At 71.4% G+C, this 15,170-nt stretch carries 16 protein-coding genes; 9 read left to right on the top strand and 7 right to left on the bottom strand.

The window, feature by feature from the left end; translation table 11 throughout:
• The first annotated feature begins 61 nt into the window (after window positions 1–61).
• The 3 genes from ACTWLT_RS06330 to ACTWLT_RS06320 all read left to right on the top strand — a co-directional run bounded on the left by ACTWLT_RS06330 (window position 62) and on the right by ACTWLT_RS06320 (window position 2,467).
• Window positions 62–1,045 (top strand): ketopantoate reductase family protein, encoded by a 984-nt coding sequence (locus tag ACTWLT_RS06330; protein ID WP_445317509.1) that lies wholly within the window; start codon window positions 62–64, stop codon window positions 1,043–1,045.
• 62 nt (window positions 1,046–1,107) lie between these two features.
• On the top strand, window positions 1,108–1,608 hold the full coding sequence (locus ACTWLT_RS06325; protein ID WP_252415804.1) for a SigE family RNA polymerase sigma factor: 501 nt from the start codon (window positions 1,108–1,110) through the stop codon (window positions 1,606–1,608).
• Entirely contained in the window at window positions 1,601–2,467 is an 867-nt protein-coding gene (locus ACTWLT_RS06320) for a hypothetical protein (protein WP_445317508.1), read from the top strand. Before ACTWLT_RS06325 ends, ACTWLT_RS06320 begins: the two co-directional genes overlap by 8 nt.
• A gap of 99 nt (window positions 2,468–2,566) precedes the next feature.
• On the opposite strand, the gene ACTWLT_RS06315 is transcribed toward ACTWLT_RS06320, so the two are convergent.
• Window positions 2,567–4,150: an acyl-CoA carboxylase subunit beta gene (locus ACTWLT_RS06315; protein WP_445317507.1), complete on the bottom strand. Its 1,584-nt coding sequence runs from the start codon at window positions 4,148–4,150 to the stop codon at window positions 2,567–2,569.
• 83 nt (window positions 4,151–4,233) lie between these two features.
• Here ACTWLT_RS06315 and ACTWLT_RS06310 point away from each other — a divergent pair, with 83 nt between their 5' ends.
• Together ACTWLT_RS06310 and ACTWLT_RS06305 are read left to right on the top strand one after the other, a co-directional pair.
• On the top strand, window positions 4,234–5,109 hold the full coding sequence (locus tag ACTWLT_RS06310; protein ID WP_445317506.1) for a biotin--[acetyl-CoA-carboxylase] ligase: 876 nt from the start codon (window positions 4,234–4,236) through the stop codon (window positions 5,107–5,109).
• Between the two features lie 177 nt (window positions 5,110–5,286).
• A complete protein-coding gene (locus tag ACTWLT_RS06305; RefSeq protein ID WP_445317505.1) occupies window positions 5,287–5,859 on the top strand; it encodes a PH domain-containing protein in 573 nt (190 codons plus the stop codon).
• Between the two features lie 40 nt (window positions 5,860–5,899).
• On the opposite strand, the gene ACTWLT_RS06300 is transcribed toward ACTWLT_RS06305, so the two are convergent.
• The 3 genes from ACTWLT_RS06300 to ACTWLT_RS06290 form a co-directional block, all read right to left on the bottom strand.
• Entirely contained in the window at window positions 5,900–6,457 is a 558-nt protein-coding gene (locus ACTWLT_RS06300; protein WP_445317504.1) for a MaoC/PaaZ C-terminal domain-containing protein, read from the bottom strand.
• On the bottom strand, window positions 6,454–7,167 hold the full coding sequence (locus tag ACTWLT_RS06295; protein ID WP_445317503.1) for a GtrA family protein: 714 nt from the start codon (window positions 7,165–7,167) through the stop codon (window positions 6,454–6,456). Before ACTWLT_RS06295 ends, ACTWLT_RS06300 begins: the two co-directional genes overlap by 4 nt.
• Before the next feature lie 63 nt (window positions 7,168–7,230).
• Entirely contained in the window at window positions 7,231–7,767 is a 537-nt protein-coding gene (locus tag ACTWLT_RS06290) for a GtrA family protein (RefSeq protein WP_256482386.1), read from the bottom strand.
• Between the two features lie 440 nt (window positions 7,768–8,207).
• On the opposite strand from ACTWLT_RS06290, the gene ACTWLT_RS06285 reads away from it, so the two are divergent.
• The 4 genes from ACTWLT_RS06285 to ACTWLT_RS06270 all read left to right on the top strand — a co-directional run bounded on the left by ACTWLT_RS06285 (window position 8,208) and on the right by ACTWLT_RS06270 (window position 13,022).
• The gene (locus ACTWLT_RS06285; RefSeq protein ID WP_252415796.1) at window positions 8,208–10,052 is read left to right on the top strand and encodes a phosphoenolpyruvate carboxykinase (GTP); all 1,845 of its coding nucleotides are present in this window, start codon (window positions 8,208–8,210) and stop codon (window positions 10,050–10,052) included.
• A 37-nt stretch (window positions 10,053–10,089) separates the two neighbouring features.
• The gene (locus tag ACTWLT_RS06280; protein ID WP_445317502.1) at window positions 10,090–10,947 is read left to right on the top strand and encodes a hypothetical protein; all 858 of its coding nucleotides are present in this window, start codon (window positions 10,090–10,092) and stop codon (window positions 10,945–10,947) included.
• Between the two features lie 130 nt (window positions 10,948–11,077).
• A complete protein-coding gene (locus ACTWLT_RS06275) occupies window positions 11,078–12,220 on the top strand; it encodes an NAD(P)/FAD-dependent oxidoreductase (protein WP_445317501.1) in 1,143 nt (380 codons plus the stop codon).
• Between the two features lie 31 nt (window positions 12,221–12,251).
• Entirely contained in the window at window positions 12,252–13,022 is a 771-nt protein-coding gene (locus tag ACTWLT_RS06270; protein ID WP_252415794.1) for an isoprenyl transferase, read from the top strand.
• Window positions 13,023–13,069: 47 nt separating this feature from the next.
• Here ACTWLT_RS06270 and otsB read toward each other — a convergent pair whose 3' ends face one another.
• The 3 genes from otsB to ACTWLT_RS06255 form a co-directional block, all read right to left on the bottom strand.
• On the bottom strand, window positions 13,070–13,894 hold the full coding sequence (gene otsB, locus ACTWLT_RS06265) for a trehalose-phosphatase (protein WP_445317500.1): 825 nt from the start codon (window positions 13,892–13,894) through the stop codon (window positions 13,070–13,072).
• 67 nt (window positions 13,895–13,961) lie between these two features.
• Entirely contained in the window at window positions 13,962–14,315 is a 354-nt protein-coding gene (locus ACTWLT_RS06260; protein WP_252415792.1) for a hypothetical protein, read from the bottom strand.
• A gap of 162 nt (window positions 14,316–14,477) precedes the next feature.
• Window positions 14,478–14,921 carry an XRE family transcriptional regulator gene (locus ACTWLT_RS06255; protein WP_252415791.1) on the bottom strand — a complete coding sequence of 148 codons (444 nt, stop codon included), beginning with the start codon at window positions 14,919–14,921 and terminating at the stop codon, window positions 14,478–14,480.
• Window positions 14,922–15,170: the final 249 nt, after the last annotated feature.

Genomic DNA, 15,170 nt, shown 5'->3' with positions numbered 1-15,170 from the left:
CCCGACCGCCGGTCGGTCAGCGCCGGCTCTGCCACGTCGCCGGGACGGGCAGAATGAGGCCATGCGATATGTGATCATCGGGGCGGGCGCGGTCGGCGGGACCATCGGCGTACGGCTGGCCCAGGCCGGCCGGGACGTGACCCTGGTGGCCCGGGGCGCGCACCTGGACGCGATCCGCGCGCGGGGTCTGACCCTGCGCCAGCCCGACGGCGAGGTCACCGCCCGGCTCGCCGCCGTGGACGGCCCCGGCGACCAGCCGCTGCCCGCCGACACGGTGCTGGTCCTCACCGTCAAGTCGCAGGACACCTCCGGCGCGCTGGCCGCCTGGGTGGACGCGCCGGTGGCCGGCGGCGGCACGGCGGGCGAGCGGCTGCCGCTGGTCACCGCGCAGAACGGGGTGGCGAACGAACGCGCCGCGCTGCGACTCTTCGCCGACGTGCATCCGGTCTGCGTGTGGCTGCCGGCCACCCACCTGGAGCCGGGCGTGGTGGTGGCGAACGGATACCCGCACCCCGAGATGCTGCATGTCGGGCGGTACCCGTCCGGCGCCGACGACACCGATCAACGGGTCGCCGCGGACCTCACCGCCGCCGGGTTCGTCGCTCCGATCCGGCCGGACGTGATGCGCTGGAAGTACGGCAAGCTGCTCAGCAACCTCGGCAACGGCCTGCAGGCGCTGCTCGGCCGGGACATCCCGGAGGCGCTGGCCGAGCGGGTACGCGCCGAGGGCCTGGCCGCGTTCGCCGCCGCGAGCATCGCCCACACCTCGCCGGAGGAGGAGAAGGCCGAACGCGGCGACCTCGTCCAGCAGCGGCCCGTCGACGGCGAGGGTCGCTCCGGCGGCTCCACCTGGCAGAGTCTCGCCCGGGGCACCGGCTCCACGGAGGTGGACCACCTCAACGGGGAGATCACGCTGCTGGGCAGGCTGCACGGCGTACCGACGCCGGCCAACGTGGCTGTGCAGCGCGCGGTGCGCCGGGCCGTCCGGGAGCGCATCGCGGCCGGCGCGTTCCCGCTCGCCGAGCTGGAGAAGATGCTCGCCTGATCGTGGCAACCGACGGCCCCGCCCGGCGCGTGTTCCCTGCGACCGACACGGGGAGGTAGTGGGTGCCGGACGTCGACGGGTTCGACGAGTTCTACCGAGGAAGCCGGCAACGGCTGCTCGGTTTCGTCTACGTGCTCACCGGCGACCGGGTCGAGGCGCAGGACGCCGTGCAGGAGGCGTACATCCGGGCATGGCAGCGCTGGTCGACGGTCAGCCAGTACGACGAGCCGGAGGCGTGGGTGCGGGTGGTGGCCAGCCGCATCGCGGTCAGCCGGTGGCGCAGCCTGCGCAGTCGGGCCCGCGCGTACCTGCGGCACGGGGCCACCGAGACCGTTCCCGGCCCGGGCACCGACACCGTCGAGGTGGTCGCCGCGCTGCGCCGGCTGCCCGAGGAGCAACGCGTCGCCATCGCCCTCTACTACCTGGTCGGCATGCCGGTCGCCGAGGTGGCACGGGAGACCGATGCCCCGGTCGGCACGGTCAAGGCCCGGCTCTCCCGGGGGCGCGCCGCGCTCGCCGGGCTGCTCGCCGTCTCTGATCTGGAGGAGGCTACCGATGCGTGACGACCTGGGATTCGTCGAACAGGTCCGCCGTGACCTGGAGGACGTGCGATGGCCAGAGCCGCAGGAGATCCGGGCCCGGGCCCGGCGGCGCGGCCGACGCACCGCCGTGGCGGCGACGGTCGTGCTGACGCTCGCGGGCGTTTCCGCCTTCGTCGCGACCGGAGGGGGTGGAGAGTCGGTGCCGCCTCCGGTGGCGGCCTCGGCCTCCCCGACCCCAGCCGCCCGTGGCGAGATCGCCGCCGAGTCCCTGGTGCAGCCGGGCGACCTGGCGCAGCCGGCGCAGGTGCAGCTCGGCGAGTCGGACTTCGCGCAGCCGATCCGGGTGGATCCGATGCTGGGTTACTGCGGGCAGAGCCGGGGGATGACGCCGACCTGGCCGATGTCCCGCTGGTCACGGTCGCAGACCCTGCTGCGGGAACGCCCCGTCGGCGTCGACCACACGGTCGGTGACCTGCTGCTCAAGCAGGATCTGTACCGGGTGGCGCCGGAGACGGGTGCGTCGTTGTTCGCCGACCTCGACCGACTGCTCGCCACCTGCGCCGACTGGGCGAGCGCCGGGCCTTACACGACGGCGGAACAGACGGTGACCGCGGAGGCCGTGCACAACTGGACAGTCGTCCAGCGGGGCTTCGCAGGCGACGGAGCCGCCATGGTGCGTCACACCCAGTCGCCGGTCCGCGACCAGAAGACCGGTGAGATCATTGGCGACGCGCCCCGACCGACCAGCACGGTGGTGGTGCGGGTGGGCGATGTGGTCGCGGTGCTCACCCTGGGACGGGACGGCACCGAGCCGGAGCTGAGCCGCCTCGCCGAGGTGGCTGCCCGCCGCATGTGCCTCGCCGCCAACCCGCCGTGCTGACGTGAGCCGGTTCCCGATCCGCGCAACTTCAGGGATGTAGGCGCCTCCGGGCGCCCGGAGGCCACTCTTTCCCTGAAGTTGCGCAGGCCCCGAGCGCGCTCAGAGGGGGATGTTGCCGTGCTTCTTCGGGGGAAGGGTTTCGCGCTTGGTGCGCAGGATTCGTAGCGCCCGGACGATCTGGGTGCGCGTCTCGTGCGGCGGGATCACCGAGTCGATGTACCCGCGCTCGGCCGCCACGTACGGATTGGCCAGGGTGTCCTCGTACTCGGCGATCTTCTCGGCGCGGACCGCCGCCGGGTCCTCGGCGCCGGCCAGCTCGGAGCGGTAGAGGATGTTCACCGCGCCCTGCGCGCCCATCACGGCGATCTGCGCGGTCGGCCAGGCGAAGTTCAGGTCCGCGCCCAGGTGCTTGGAGCCCATCACGTCGTACGCCCCGCCGTACGCCTTGCGGGTGATCACGGTGACCTTGGGGACGGTCGCCTCGGCGTACGCGTAGATGAGCTTCGCGCCCCGGCGGATGATGCCGTCCCACTCCTGGCCGGTGCCGGGCAGGAACCCGGGCACGTCCACGAAGGTCAGCACCGGGATGTTGAACGCGTCGCAGGTGCGGACGAACCGTGCGGCCTTCTCCGAGGCGGCGATGTCCAGGGTGCCGGCGAAGTGCATGGGCTGGTTGGCCACCACCCCGACCGGACGCCCCTCGACCCGGCCGTAGCCGACCACGATGTTCTGCGCGTAGAGCGGCTGGACCTCCAGGAACTCCCCGTCGTCGAGGACGTGCTCGATCACCCGGTGCATGTCGTACGGCTGGTTGGCCGAGTCCGGGATCAGCGTGTCCAGCTCGCGGTCCTCGTCGCTGATCGCCAGCTCGGCGGGAGCCTCGTAGACCACCGGCTCGTCGAGGTTGTTCGACGGCAGGTACGACAGCAGCGCCTTGACGTACTCGACGGCGTCCTCCTCGTCGCTCGCGAGGTAGTGCGCGTTGCCGCTGCGCGAGTTGTGCGTCCGGGCGCCACCCAGCTCCTCCATGCCGACGTCCTCGCCGGTCACCGTCTTGATCACGTCGGGGCCGGTGATGAACATGTGGGAGGTCTGGTCGACCATCACGGTGAAGTCGGTGACCGCGGGGGAGTAGACCGCGCCGCCGGCGCAGGGACCCATCACCAGGGAGATCTGCGGGATGACCCCGGAGGCCCGGACGTTGCGGAAGAAGATCTCGCCGTAGAGGCCGAGCGAGACCACGCCCTCCTGGATGCGCGCCCCGCCGGAGTCGTTGATGCCGACCACCGGGCAACCGATCTTCATGGCCAGGTCCATCACCTTGATGATCTTCTCGCCGAAGACCTCGCCGAGCGAACCGCCGAAGACCGTGAAGTCCTGCGCGAAGACACACACCTGCCGGCCGTCCACCGTGCCGTAGCCGGTGACCACACCGTCGCCGTACGGGCGGTTCCTCTCCAGCCCGAAGGCCGTGGACCGGTGCCGGGCCAGCTCGTCCAGCTCGACGAAGGAGCCCTCGTCGAGGAGCATCTCGATCCGCTCGCGGGCGGTCTTCTTACCGCGCGCGTGCTGCTTCTCGACCGCGCGTGCGGATCCGGCGTGCACCGCCTCGTCGACGCGGCGCTCCAGGTCCGCCAGCTTGCCCGCGGTGCTGTGCATGTTGGTCCCGGTCTCGGTAGTCACCCTGGGAATATAACGATGGTTCAGGTCGCCGCCGCTGTGCAGTACACCTCAGTGCGGTGCGGGCGCCGCCGTAGGCTGGCGGCATGCCGGGCTCCCCGTACACCGATCTGGACCGCCCGCCACTGTCGGCGACCCGGCTGCGGCGCGCGCTGGTCGCGCCGCACGGCCCGTGGGCCCGGTTGGACCTGCTCACCGAGACGGGTTCCACCAACGCCGACGTGGCCGAGGCGGCCCGGGCCGGCGAGCCGGAGGGACTGGTCGTGGTCGCCGAGCGGCAGACCGCCGGGCGTGGCCGGCGCGGCCGGGTCTGGCAGTCACCGCCGCGGGCCGGGATCACCACCAGCGTGCTGCTGCGGCCCGGTGAGGCCGTGCCGGACCGCGGTTGGCCGGCGGCACCGCCCACGGGGTACGGCTGGCTGCCGCTGCTGGCCGGCGTCGCGCTGGTCGAGGCGGTGGCCCGGCTGGCCGAGCTGGAGGCGTCCCTGAAGTGGCCCAACGACCTGCTGATCGGCGACGCCAAGTGCGCCGGCGTGCTGGCCGAGGGGATTCCCGGGCGTTCGCCGGCCCAGCCGCCGGCCATCGTGCTCGGCATCGGCCTCAACGTGACGCTGCGCGCCGAGGAGCTGCCGGTGAACCCGACCGGGCTGCCGGCCACCTCGCTGCAACTGGCCGGCGCGGCGGCCACCGACCGGGACCCGCTTCTCCGGGCGCTGCTGCGGGCGGTGGCCGACTGGTACGACCGCTGGCGGTCCGCCGGCGGGGACGCCGTGGCGAGCGGCCTGCGCGACGCCTATCTGGCGGCCTGCGCCACGATCGGCCGTGACGTGCGAATCCTGCTGCCCAACGGCGACGACGTGACCGGCACCGCCACCGGCGTCGATGCCGACGGCCAACTCCTCATCACCACCCCCACCGGCAACCGCGTCCTAGCGGCGGGCGACGTCCTCCACCTGCGCTGACCCGTCGCCCACTCTCCGCGATCTTGCAGTTGCTGCCTGGGTGAAAAGGTCGAAAGCCGCACAACGGCGACCGAAAGTGCAAGATCGCGAAGAGTGGGTGGGTGGCCGCGTGGCGGATGTTGTCTACCCGGGTGGGGGGTTTACGGTCAGCGCGTCGTTTCCCCGTTGGAGGTTGCCGTGGCGTTCCCCGAAGACGTGCTCACCGAGGACGAGCATGTCGTGCTGCACTTGCACCCGCACTGGAAGGCGTTGATCCGGCCGATCGCGGTGCTGGTGCTCGCCGTCGCCGCGGTGGTGGCCGGCGTGCTGCTGCTGCCCTCGAGCGGTGGTGGGTCGATCGCGCTGGCCGTGATCGGCGTGATCGCGCTGGTGGCGGCGCTCTGGCTGGGGCTGTGGCCGTTCCTGGTCTGGCGCACCACGCACTACCTGTTCACCGATGAGCGGGTGCTGCTCCAGCAGGGTGTCTTCTCCCGGGATCGGCGGGACATCCCGCTCACCCGGATCAACGACCACTCGATGAACCAGCGGTTCCTGGAGCGGGTGCTCGGCTGCGGCACGCTGACCATCGAGTCCGCCGGCGAGCGGGGCCAGTCGGTCCTCTCGGACGTCCCGGGCGTCGGCCGGGTGCAGACCAAGCTGTACGAACTGGTCGAGGCGCAGCACGACAAGCATTCGCTGGGCGACGGGGAGATGCGCGACATCCTCGCCGACATGCGCGAGGGCAAGCCGCTGCGCGACACCACGACCTGATCCGGACGGGTGACCGCCCCGGCCGACGGGTCGGGGCGGGTCAGTCGGACGGGCTCCCGGACGGGTCCGCCGCGGGCGGTTCATCCTCGGGTGCGGGCTCGGTCGGGCGCAGCGCGAACCAGCCACGGAAGCGGGTCCGCAGCACCTCCTGCTCGGGCCGGTCGTCGGGGCCGAGGCGGAGCATGGTGCCGGTGAGGCTGACGGTGCCGAGGCCCGGACGGGCGGTGGACGGCCGGGCGCCCATCACGTCGACCCGGACGGCGAGCCGGTCTCCGGCACGCACGGGGGCGAGCCAGCGCAGCTCCTCCAGGCCGGGCGAGGCGTCCGCCGCCGCGCGGGACAGCAGGTGGTCGACGTACGCCCGCATGAACAGGCTGACGGTGTAGAAGCCGCTCGCGATGAGGCCGCCGTGCCGGCTCTCCCCGGCCAGCTCCGCGTCGACGTGGTACCACTGCGGGTCGAAGCGGCGGGCGAAGGCCACCATCTCGTCGCCGTCCACGGTGACAACGCCCAGGTCGACCGTGAGACCCGGCACGAGATCTTCGAAGAACAGTGCGGCGGGGGCCCCGGTGCCGGAGCGCGTGGTGGGGGCGGTCACCGGCGGGGCGAGCGGCGGGTGCCGGCGTGCAGCTCCGCGGCGAGTTCCGCGTCCAGGTCGGCGGTGAGGCCGGTCGTCAACGGCATGGACCGCCCCTGGGTGGGAGCGCCGTTCGGGCTGGGTGCCGGCGCGGGGCGTTCGTCAGCCTGCGCCTCCTCCAGCTCGGAGACGGATTCGGCGAGCTCGGCGACCGGGTCCATCTCGGCCATCGTGTCCCACTCGTCGCGCGGAATGCTGTGCCAGGTGGGCTCGGGCTTCGCGTCGGCCTGGGCCGGTTCGACGGGCTGGAAGACGAAGGTCCGGTACGACCAGAACCGGAACAGCGTGGCCAGCAGAACGCCGCCCGTCTTCGCCACGTTCAGCGCCAGCAGGCCGTGCACGCCGAGCCCGTACTTCGCCGCGGCCAGAACGCCCAGCTCGATGATCAGGCCGGTCGCGTTGAACAGGAAGAACAGGACGTACTCGCGTCTGAGCGCCGATTTCGGGCGATCCCGGTACGTCCAGTGACGATTCATTAGATAAGACGTGATCGTGGCGACGATGGTCGCGATCACGGTGGCCTTCAGTTGTCCGTCGGCAAAGACCGTGAGTGCAAGTGCATTGAACACCGCGTAATTGATGACGGTGTTGATGCCGCCGACGATGCCGAATTTGAGCGCCTCGTGGATGAACTTCTGCCAGCGCTCAGGCAGCAGACGGACAAGACGCATGCGAAACACCTTAGGTCAGTCGGTGAAGCCGGCGATCACCGGCCGAACGAGGTGGGCGGCAGGTCACGCCCCGTGGTCACGGTCGTGCTTCACCTGCGGAACGGTCGGGGTTCCCGCTTCGACGAAGACGAACCGCCGGTAGGACCAGAATCGGAACAGCGTGCCGAGGCCCGTGCCGACGACGAAGCTGGCGACGTTGTCGGCCAGCGGCGTCTGGAAGACGGCCGGCCAGATGCTGCCGAGCCCGTACCGGCTGATCGCGAGGCAGGCCACCGCGATGCCGAGACCGACGGCGTTGAAGAAGAAGAAGAGCGCGTACTCCCGGGCCGGGTTGTTGCGCTGGCGGTGCCGCCACGTCCAGAACCGGTTGCCGACGAACGCGACGGAGGCCGCGATCACGGTGGAGATCGTCTTCGCCGTCACCTGCTCCATGCCGCGCGCGGTCGTCAGGTAGTTGAAGAGGGCGAAGTCGAGGAGGAAGGCGATGCCGCCCACCGTGGCGAACTTGCTCAACTCGCGGACGAGGTGACCGAAACGGTCGAGCAGTGCGCGGACCAGACCCGGTCGGGTCTGCCGGGGACCCGGTTGTTCCCCGGTCATTGTCGCGGCCACGGGCCGAGCCTACCGGCTGTTGACCAGTCAGCGGGGTAGCAACGGCGAGCAGGCGTCGTCACTGGTGCCGACCCTCCGTCGGGTGCGCCGTTGTTGAACGCAGCGTAACCAATGAGGAGGACTGACGCGCTGCGGAACGGGAATCACTCAACCGGTCGGCGGGACCGGTCCACGGCCCGACCGCCACTCACGTCGGCCGGGGTGCACAACAAGATTTGCGTGAAACTGCGCGGGAAAGCGGGTATCAGATCGTGATGCCGCAGCGTGGCCGTACCTTGTGCAGTTCTTCACAACCTGTCCCACTGACTCGGAAGGCTGCCCGGTTTACGCTGAGGCCAATCCCAGGTTTCCACGAAGGCGACGCATCGCGCCGCTGAGACTCGTGCATCCCATAGATCGGTCAGCGTCGACCACCAAGGAGATGTGTCATGGTTGCTCCGGCTGTTGTGCGGGGTATCGATCAGGCCCCGACGTCCCATCCGAAACTGCTCGCCTGGGTCCGTGAGGTCGCGGAACTGACAACCCCCGACCGTGTCGTCTGGGTGGACGGGTCCGACGAGGAGTGGCGCCGCCTCACCGACGAGCTGGTCGAGGCCGGAACCCTGATCCGATTGAACCCGGAGAAGAAGCCCAACTCGTTCTACGCGCGTACCGACCCGACGGACGTCGCGCGGGTCGAGGAGCGCACCTTCATCTGCTCCGTCGACGAGGCGGACGCCGGCCCCACCAACAACTGGATGGCGCCGGCCGAGATGAAGCGGACGATGACCGACCTGTACCGCGGCTCGATGCGCGGTCGCACCATGTACGTCATCCCGTTCGTCATGGGGCCGGTCGAGTCCGAGAGCCCCATGTTCGGCGTCGAGATCACCGACAGCCCGTACGTGGTCGCCTCGATGCGCATCATGACGCGGATGGGCGCGTCCGTCCTCGAGGCGATGGGCAACGACGCCGACTTCGTGCACGCGCTGCACTCGATCGGCGCCCCGCTCGCCCCCGGCCAGCAGGACGTGGCCTGGCCGTGCAACGAGACGAAGTACATCTCGCACTTCCCGGAGACCCGGGAGATCTGGTCGTTCGGCTCCGGTTACGGCGGCAACTCGCTGCTCGGCAAGAAGTGCTACTCGCTGCGGATCGCCAGCGTGATGGGGCGTGACGAGGGCTGGCTCGCCGAGCACATGCTGATCCTCAAGATCACCTCGCCGGAGGGCAAGGTCCACCACATCGCCGGCGCCTTCCCGTCCGCCTGTGGCAAGACCAACCTGGCGATGGTCGAGCCGACCATCCCGGGCTGGAAGGTCGAGACCATCGGCGACGACATCGCCTGGATGCGGTTCGGCCAGGACGGCCGGCTGTACGCGGTCAACCCGGAGTACGGCCTCTTCGGTGTCGCGCCGGGCACCGACTGGAAGACCAACGCCAACGCGATGCGGACGCTGGACCGGGGCAACTCCATCTTCACCAACGTGGGTCTCACCGACGACGGGGACGTCTGGTGGGAGGGCATGGGCGAGCCCCCCGCGCACCTGATCGACTGGAAGGGCAACGACTGGACGCCGGAGAGCGACAGCCTCTCCTCGCACGCGAACAGCCGGTTCTGCACCCCGATCACCCAGTGCCCGATCCTCGCCGACGAGTACTTCGACCCGAACGGGGTGCCGATCGACGCGATCCTCTTCGGCGGCCGCCGCAAGGACACCATCCCGTTGGTGACCGAGGCCCGCGACTGGGTGCACGGCGTCTACATGGGTGCCACGCTCTCCTCGGAGACGACCGCCGCCGCGTCCGGCGCGGTCGGCGTGGTCCGCCGCGACCCGATGGCCATGCTGCCGTTCATCGGCTACCACGCCGGTGACTACTTCCGGCACTGGATCGAGATGGGTAAGGGCGCCGACGGCGACGAGGCCAAGCTGCCCAAGATCTACTACGTCAACTGGTTCCGCAAGGACCCGGACGGCTCCTTCCTCTGGCCGGGCTTCGGCGAGAACTCGCGTGTGCTCAAGTGGATCGTCGAGCGGCTCGAGGGCCGGGCCGACGCGGTGGAGACCCCGGTGGGCATGGTGCCCGCGCCGGACTCCTTGGACGTCGAGGGCCTGGACATGACCCCGGAGGACGTCCGGATCGCGCTGAAGGTCGACCCGGACGAGTGGCGCAACGAGTTGCCGCTGGTCACCGAGTGGTTCGAGAAGTTCGGTGACAAGCTGCCGGGCGTGCTCTGGGCCGAACTGGACGCGCTGCGGGCACGCCTGGACGCCGAGCAGCCGCAGCGGTAGGTGTGAGACGAGCCCGTCACGGGCATCATCGGATCCCATGAGGACGGCCGCCGAGACCGAGGTCCGGCGGCCGTCCGCCGTCCGGGTGCTCACCATCCTGCTCGCGACGACCGCGGCGGCCACCGTCGTGGTCGAGCTGCTCAACTGGTGGTACGCCCCTGAGCAGGGCTTCGGCCTGGCGGTGCGGACCGGCTGGGCGATGCTGCGCTCGTTCGGCTTCCTGCTGCTGATCGGGCACGTCCACCGGGGGCGGACGGTGGCCCGCCCCTTCGGACTGATCCTCGCGGTCACCACGGTCTTCGCGGTCGGCCGGCTGATCGTGCCCCGGCAGGGGGTGCCGCCGCTGCCCGGCCTGCTCGGCTTCGCCGCGCTCACCGCCCTCTGCGCGGCGGTGGTGTGGATGCTCTACCGCTCGTCGGCGCTGGCCGGTCACCTGGTTCGGCACCGGCCGCGACTGGTCATCGACCGGGCCGGCATCTCCTGGCGGGAGACCCCGCCGCGCCGGCCACAGGTCAGCGCCTGGCTGCTGACCAGCCGGGTCGCCGCGTTCACCTACAGCCCGCTGATGCTGGTGCCGGCGTTGGTGGCCGGCGGCTCCATCCTGGACGACCGGCTGGAGGCGGTGCCGGCCGTGCTGTTCTGGTTCGGCGCCGGCATCGCGGCCAGCTACGCGGTGCTGTTCTGCACCGCGTTCCTCATGCGCGGAAAGAGCTGGGCTCGCGGGCTGCTGGTCGTCGTCACGGTGGTCGTGCTCGCCGTGGACCTGCCGCTGTGCTGGTGGTTGCTGGGCGTGGACGGCCTGGTCCGGGACGGCGCCCCGCTGCTCGCCGCCGCCGCGCTGACGCTGCACGGTCTCTGGCGCGCCTCCCGCGCCGCCGACGCCGCCCCGGCCTGAACCCGGTCGACGCGAGCGGGCAGGAGGCAGGATGGCGGGTGGCGTCGGTCACAGCGGCCGGCGTCGGCGGCGCAGGCGGTTCGCCGGGCGGGCGGGAACGGCCGGGCCGTGTCGGCGGAGGGAGGCGCGCGTGAGCGACGAATTCGACGTGGTGGTGGTGGGAGCGGGGCCGGCGGGGGCGGCCGCCGCGCTGACGGCCCGCCGGGCGGGTGCCAGCGTGCTGCTGCTGGACCGGGCCGACTTTCCCCGGGACAAGGCGTGTGGCGACGGGATCGCCGCGCACTCGGTGGACGTACTCGCCGAGCTGGGTGTGACCGGGGCGGTGGCGGGCTACGCCCCGCTGCCGGCGCTGCGCATGATCGCCCCCGGCGGCGGTGCGGTGGCCCGCGCCCTGCCCCGACCGGCGTACACCGTGCCCCGGCAGGTCTTCGACGCGCGGCTGGTGGCGGCGGCGGTGGCCGCCGGCGCGCAGCTGCGCCGGCACACCGTGCGGCGGGTCGAGCCGCGCGCCGACCGGGTGGTCCTCGACGGTGAGCTGTCCGGACGGGTGGTGGTGGGCGCGGACGGCGCCGGGTCGGTGGTCCGCCGTGCGCTCGGCCATCCCGTGAACCCCGACCGGCACCTGGCGCTGGCCATCCGGGGGTACGCGCCGGCGCTGCCCGGCCCGTCGGAGCAGCTCATCGTCACCTCGCACGCGCGCTGGCCGGCGTACGCCTGGTCGTTCCCGATCGGCGACGGGCGGGCGAACGTCGGGTACGGGGAGGTGCTGCGCGGCGAGCCGTTGAGCCGGGGATACCTGCTGGACCGGCTGGCCGCGTTGCTGCCCGGCACCGACCTGGCGACGGTGACCGCGCTGCGCGCCCACCACCTGCCGCTGTCCACCCATCGGCCCGCACCCGGGAGGGGCCGGACGTTGCTGGTCGGCGACGCCCTGTCGCTGATCAATCCGTTCACGGGGGAGGGCATCTTCTACGCGCTGCTCTCCGGCGCGCTGGCCGGGGCAGCGGCGGCCCGGGCACCCGAGAGCGCCGCCCGCCGCTACGCCGACGGGCTGCGCCGTCGGCTCGGCACCCACCTGCGGCACAGCTCGGTTGCGGCCTGGCTGGCGCGACGCCGGCGAGTGGTCGACGCGGCGGTCCGGGCGGCCCGTCGGGACGACCGGGTGTTCGACGACGTGGTCGAGTTGGGGCTCGGCGACGGGCGGCTCACCGCCCGTACCCTGGCCATGATCGGCATCGGGCTCCCCGGCGGGGATGGGGCTCCGAGGCGGTGATCCGTCCGGCGGGTCGCTACGCTGCTAGGTGATGACGCTGCGGAACCTTATCTACTCCGTGTACGAGCGCCGGCTCACGGCGAAGCTCGCGGGTAAGCCGGTGCCCCGACACGTCGGGGTGATGTGCGACGGCAACCGCCGGTGGGCCAGGGAGATGGGCTACGTCGACCCGAACGACGGGCACCGGGTCGGCGCCGCGAAGATCAAACACGTCCTGGGCTGGTGCGACCAGGCCGGCATCGGGCACGTGACGCTCTACCTGCTGGCCACGGACAACCTGCGCCGGCCGGCCAGCGAGCTGGATCCGCTACTGAAGATCATCGAGGATCTGGTGGTGGAGCTGGCCGAGGAGGGCAACCCCTGGCGGCTGCGCATCGTCGGCGCGCTCGACCTGCTGCCCGCGCAGACGGCGGCGGCGCTCAAGGGCGCCGAGGAGCGCACGCGGGAGCGCAGCGGCGGCGCGGAGGTCAACATCGCGGTGGGCTACGGCGGCCGGCGGGAGATCACCGACGCGGTCCGCTCGCTGCTGCTGGAGCACGCCGCCTCCGGCGGCACCATCGAGGAGTTGGCCGAGGTGCTGGACGTCGAGCACATCGCCGAGCACCTCTACACCCGCGGCCAGCCCGATCCCGACCTGGTCATCCGCACCAGCGGCGAGCAGCGCCTGTCCGGTTTCATGCTCTGGCAGTCCGCGCACTCGGAGTTCTATTTCTGCGAGCTCAACTGGCCAGATTTCCGGCACATCGACTTCCTGCGCGCACTGCGGTCGTACGCCACCCGGCAACGCCGCTACGGCGCCTGAGCGGACACACCGCACAGGCACCCGTAGCGGACGTGCTGTCGGCCTGCTCAGGGCAGGTGCGTCAGCGCCCGGGTGAGGAAGTCGCCCAGGGCGGCGGGGGACTCGATGGTCAGGTCCGCGGCGTCGGCCACCTCGTGGCCGGTCTCCGGGTTGGCCACGGCGACGCAGACGCCGAGGAAGTCCGGGTCGGCGGCGGCCCGGGCGCGCAGCGCGGCGAACGCCTTGATGTCCGAGACGTCGTCGCCGAAGTACCAGGCGCCGGTGGCCCCCCGGATCACCTCGCCGATGACCATGCCCTTGTCCCGGTCGACGGGCGGCTTGAGCTCCAGCACCATGCGCCCGGCCTGCACCCGCAGCCCCAGCCGGTCGGCCTGCGCCTGCCCCCACTGCTGCACGGTCGGACCGAGCTGCGGCGCGGTACGCCAGTGCAGCGCGACGGAGAGCCGCTTGTACTCGACCAGCGTGCCCGGCGGCAGCTCAGCCCGGGCCAGGTCGGCCAGCTCCGCCATGGTCGGCACCCAGGGCAGCGCGGCCGGTTCGGTGACCGTCTCGCCACCGGAGTGGCTGTGCTCCAGCCCGTAGAGGCCGTAGAGATCCACCCCGGCGAGCCCGCCGAGCTGGTCCCGGAGGAACTCCACCGGTCGGGCGGAGACGATCGCGACACGCTGCACCACCGGGGCCAGCGCCTCGATGGCGGCCAGCGCCTTGGGCGCGGGGCGTACCGCGGTCGGATCGTCGTCGACGGGCGCGAGCGTGCCGTCGAAGTCGAAGAAGAGCACGGTCCCCGCGGCCCGGCCGGCGGTTATCCGCCATGCCTGGTCGGCGTTCAACGGGGTCCTCGGCGTCTGATTGCCCAGATTCAACGGCGGCACGCGCGTCAGCGTACCCCGGCGATCGGGGCTCATTCCTGGCCGAGCCGGCCCGCCCGGCGGCGCATCGTCAGCGTTCGGCGGCTCCTCGCCCGCGGCGGCCGAACGGCACCACCGCCGCCTCCTGTCCGTGGCTCAGGAGATATCCCTCCACGAACCCGGTGTTGCGATCACCGGTGTGGTTCTCGATCTCGTTGAGCCGCGCGACCAGGAACTCGGTGAGCGCGCTGATCCGGTCGTTGAGCCGCTCGTGCAGCTCGGCGACGACGGCCAGGATGACCGCGGTGCCGGCACTGGTGAGCACGAGGAGGTTGACGAGCAGCGGAAGCTGCCCGCCGTTGACCGCGAGAGTCACCACGTTGCCGGTCACCCACAGTGTCATGGACACCGTGGCGACCACGACTGCCAACCACTTCAGGGTCATGGACAGACCCCTCCTTCTGTCCCGCAGGGCTGGGTTCGGCCTTGTCCCGTCCCCCCGCCGACGACGAGCCCAAGCAGTACGAATAGGGACGCTAGCGTGCCCGTTCCGGCCCCGGAGGCAAACGAATGAACCCGACCAGGCGTTCTTTCGCCATCTGAGGAACTACCCTGCTTGATTCCCTCTTTTTCGGACATCGACCGGCAACGTTGGGCGGTATGCGAGGTACCGGATGGTTTCGCGGATGTGGAACTTCTCCGCGTCCGACACGTTGGGGTCGATCAGCCGGCGCAGCAGGGCCTCCACGTCCGGGTCCATCGGCGGCGCGGGTTGACCGGCGCGCGGGCCGGCGGCCGTGCGGTCCCAGCCGAGCGCGGCGAAGGCCGCGGCCGGGTTGAGCCCCAGGCCCTCGCAGAAGGCGACCACCCGTTCCGCCTCCGGGTCGCTGGCCCAGTCGCCGCGGACCCACCGGTTGATGGTCTGCCGCGAGACGCCGGTGCGTCGGGACACCTCGGTGCCGCTCCAGGCCCGGGTCGCCCGCGCCTCTTCCAGCGCACGTCGGACGAAGGTGGCGAAGGCGATCTTCCGCGCATTGGCCGTCTCGGTCACCCCGTGACGGTACGGCCACTCGGCCGCGCCCGCGCGACCCGGCGCGCTGCTGTCACGCGAACGTGACGGATTCCTCGGATTTCCGGTAAACGATCCAGTGCCGCTCTTGAGGGGTGTCACCCGGGCAGAATAGATGCCCGTAGTGGTGGCGGTAAACGGCCGAAAAGCTGATACTGTCACGCTCATGGGACAATCTACGGTGTGTCTCGTGCATGAGACGACTGGTGCTCACATGCGTCACACCTCCGT

Source organism: Micromonospora yongxingensis (assembly GCF_052601155.1).
This window is presented reverse-complemented; position numbering and strand designations above follow the sequence as displayed.

Coding starts and splice junctions, on each gene's coding strand:
- ACTWLT_RS06320 (WP_445317508.1), top strand. CDS start 1,601: ATGCGTGACGACCTGGGATTCGTCGAACAGGTCCGCCGTGACCTGGAG.
- ACTWLT_RS06310 (WP_445317506.1), top strand. CDS start 4,234: ATGCCGGGCTCCCCGTACACCGATCTGGACCGCCCGCCACTGTCGGCG.
- ACTWLT_RS06285 (WP_252415796.1), top strand. CDS start 8,208: ATGGTTGCTCCGGCTGTTGTGCGGGGTATCGATCAGGCCCCGACGTCC.
- ACTWLT_RS06270 (WP_252415794.1), top strand. CDS start 12,252: ATGACGCTGCGGAACCTTATCTACTCCGTGTACGAGCGCCGGCTCACG.
- ACTWLT_RS06280 (WP_445317502.1), top strand. CDS start 10,090: ATGAGGACGGCCGCCGAGACCGAGGTCCGGCGGCCGTCCGCCGTCCGG.
- ACTWLT_RS06295 (WP_445317503.1), bottom strand. CDS start 7,167: ATGCGTCTTGTCCGTCTGCTGCCTGAGCGCTGGCAGAAGTTCATCCAC.
- ACTWLT_RS06290 (WP_256482386.1), bottom strand. CDS start 7,767: ATGACCGGGGAACAACCGGGTCCCCGGCAGACCCGACCGGGTCTGGTC.
- ACTWLT_RS06260 (WP_252415792.1), bottom strand. CDS start 14,315: ATGACCCTGAAGTGGTTGGCAGTCGTGGTCGCCACGGTGTCCATGACA.
- ACTWLT_RS06330 (WP_445317509.1), top strand. CDS start 62: ATGCGATATGTGATCATCGGGGCGGGCGCGGTCGGCGGGACCATCGGC.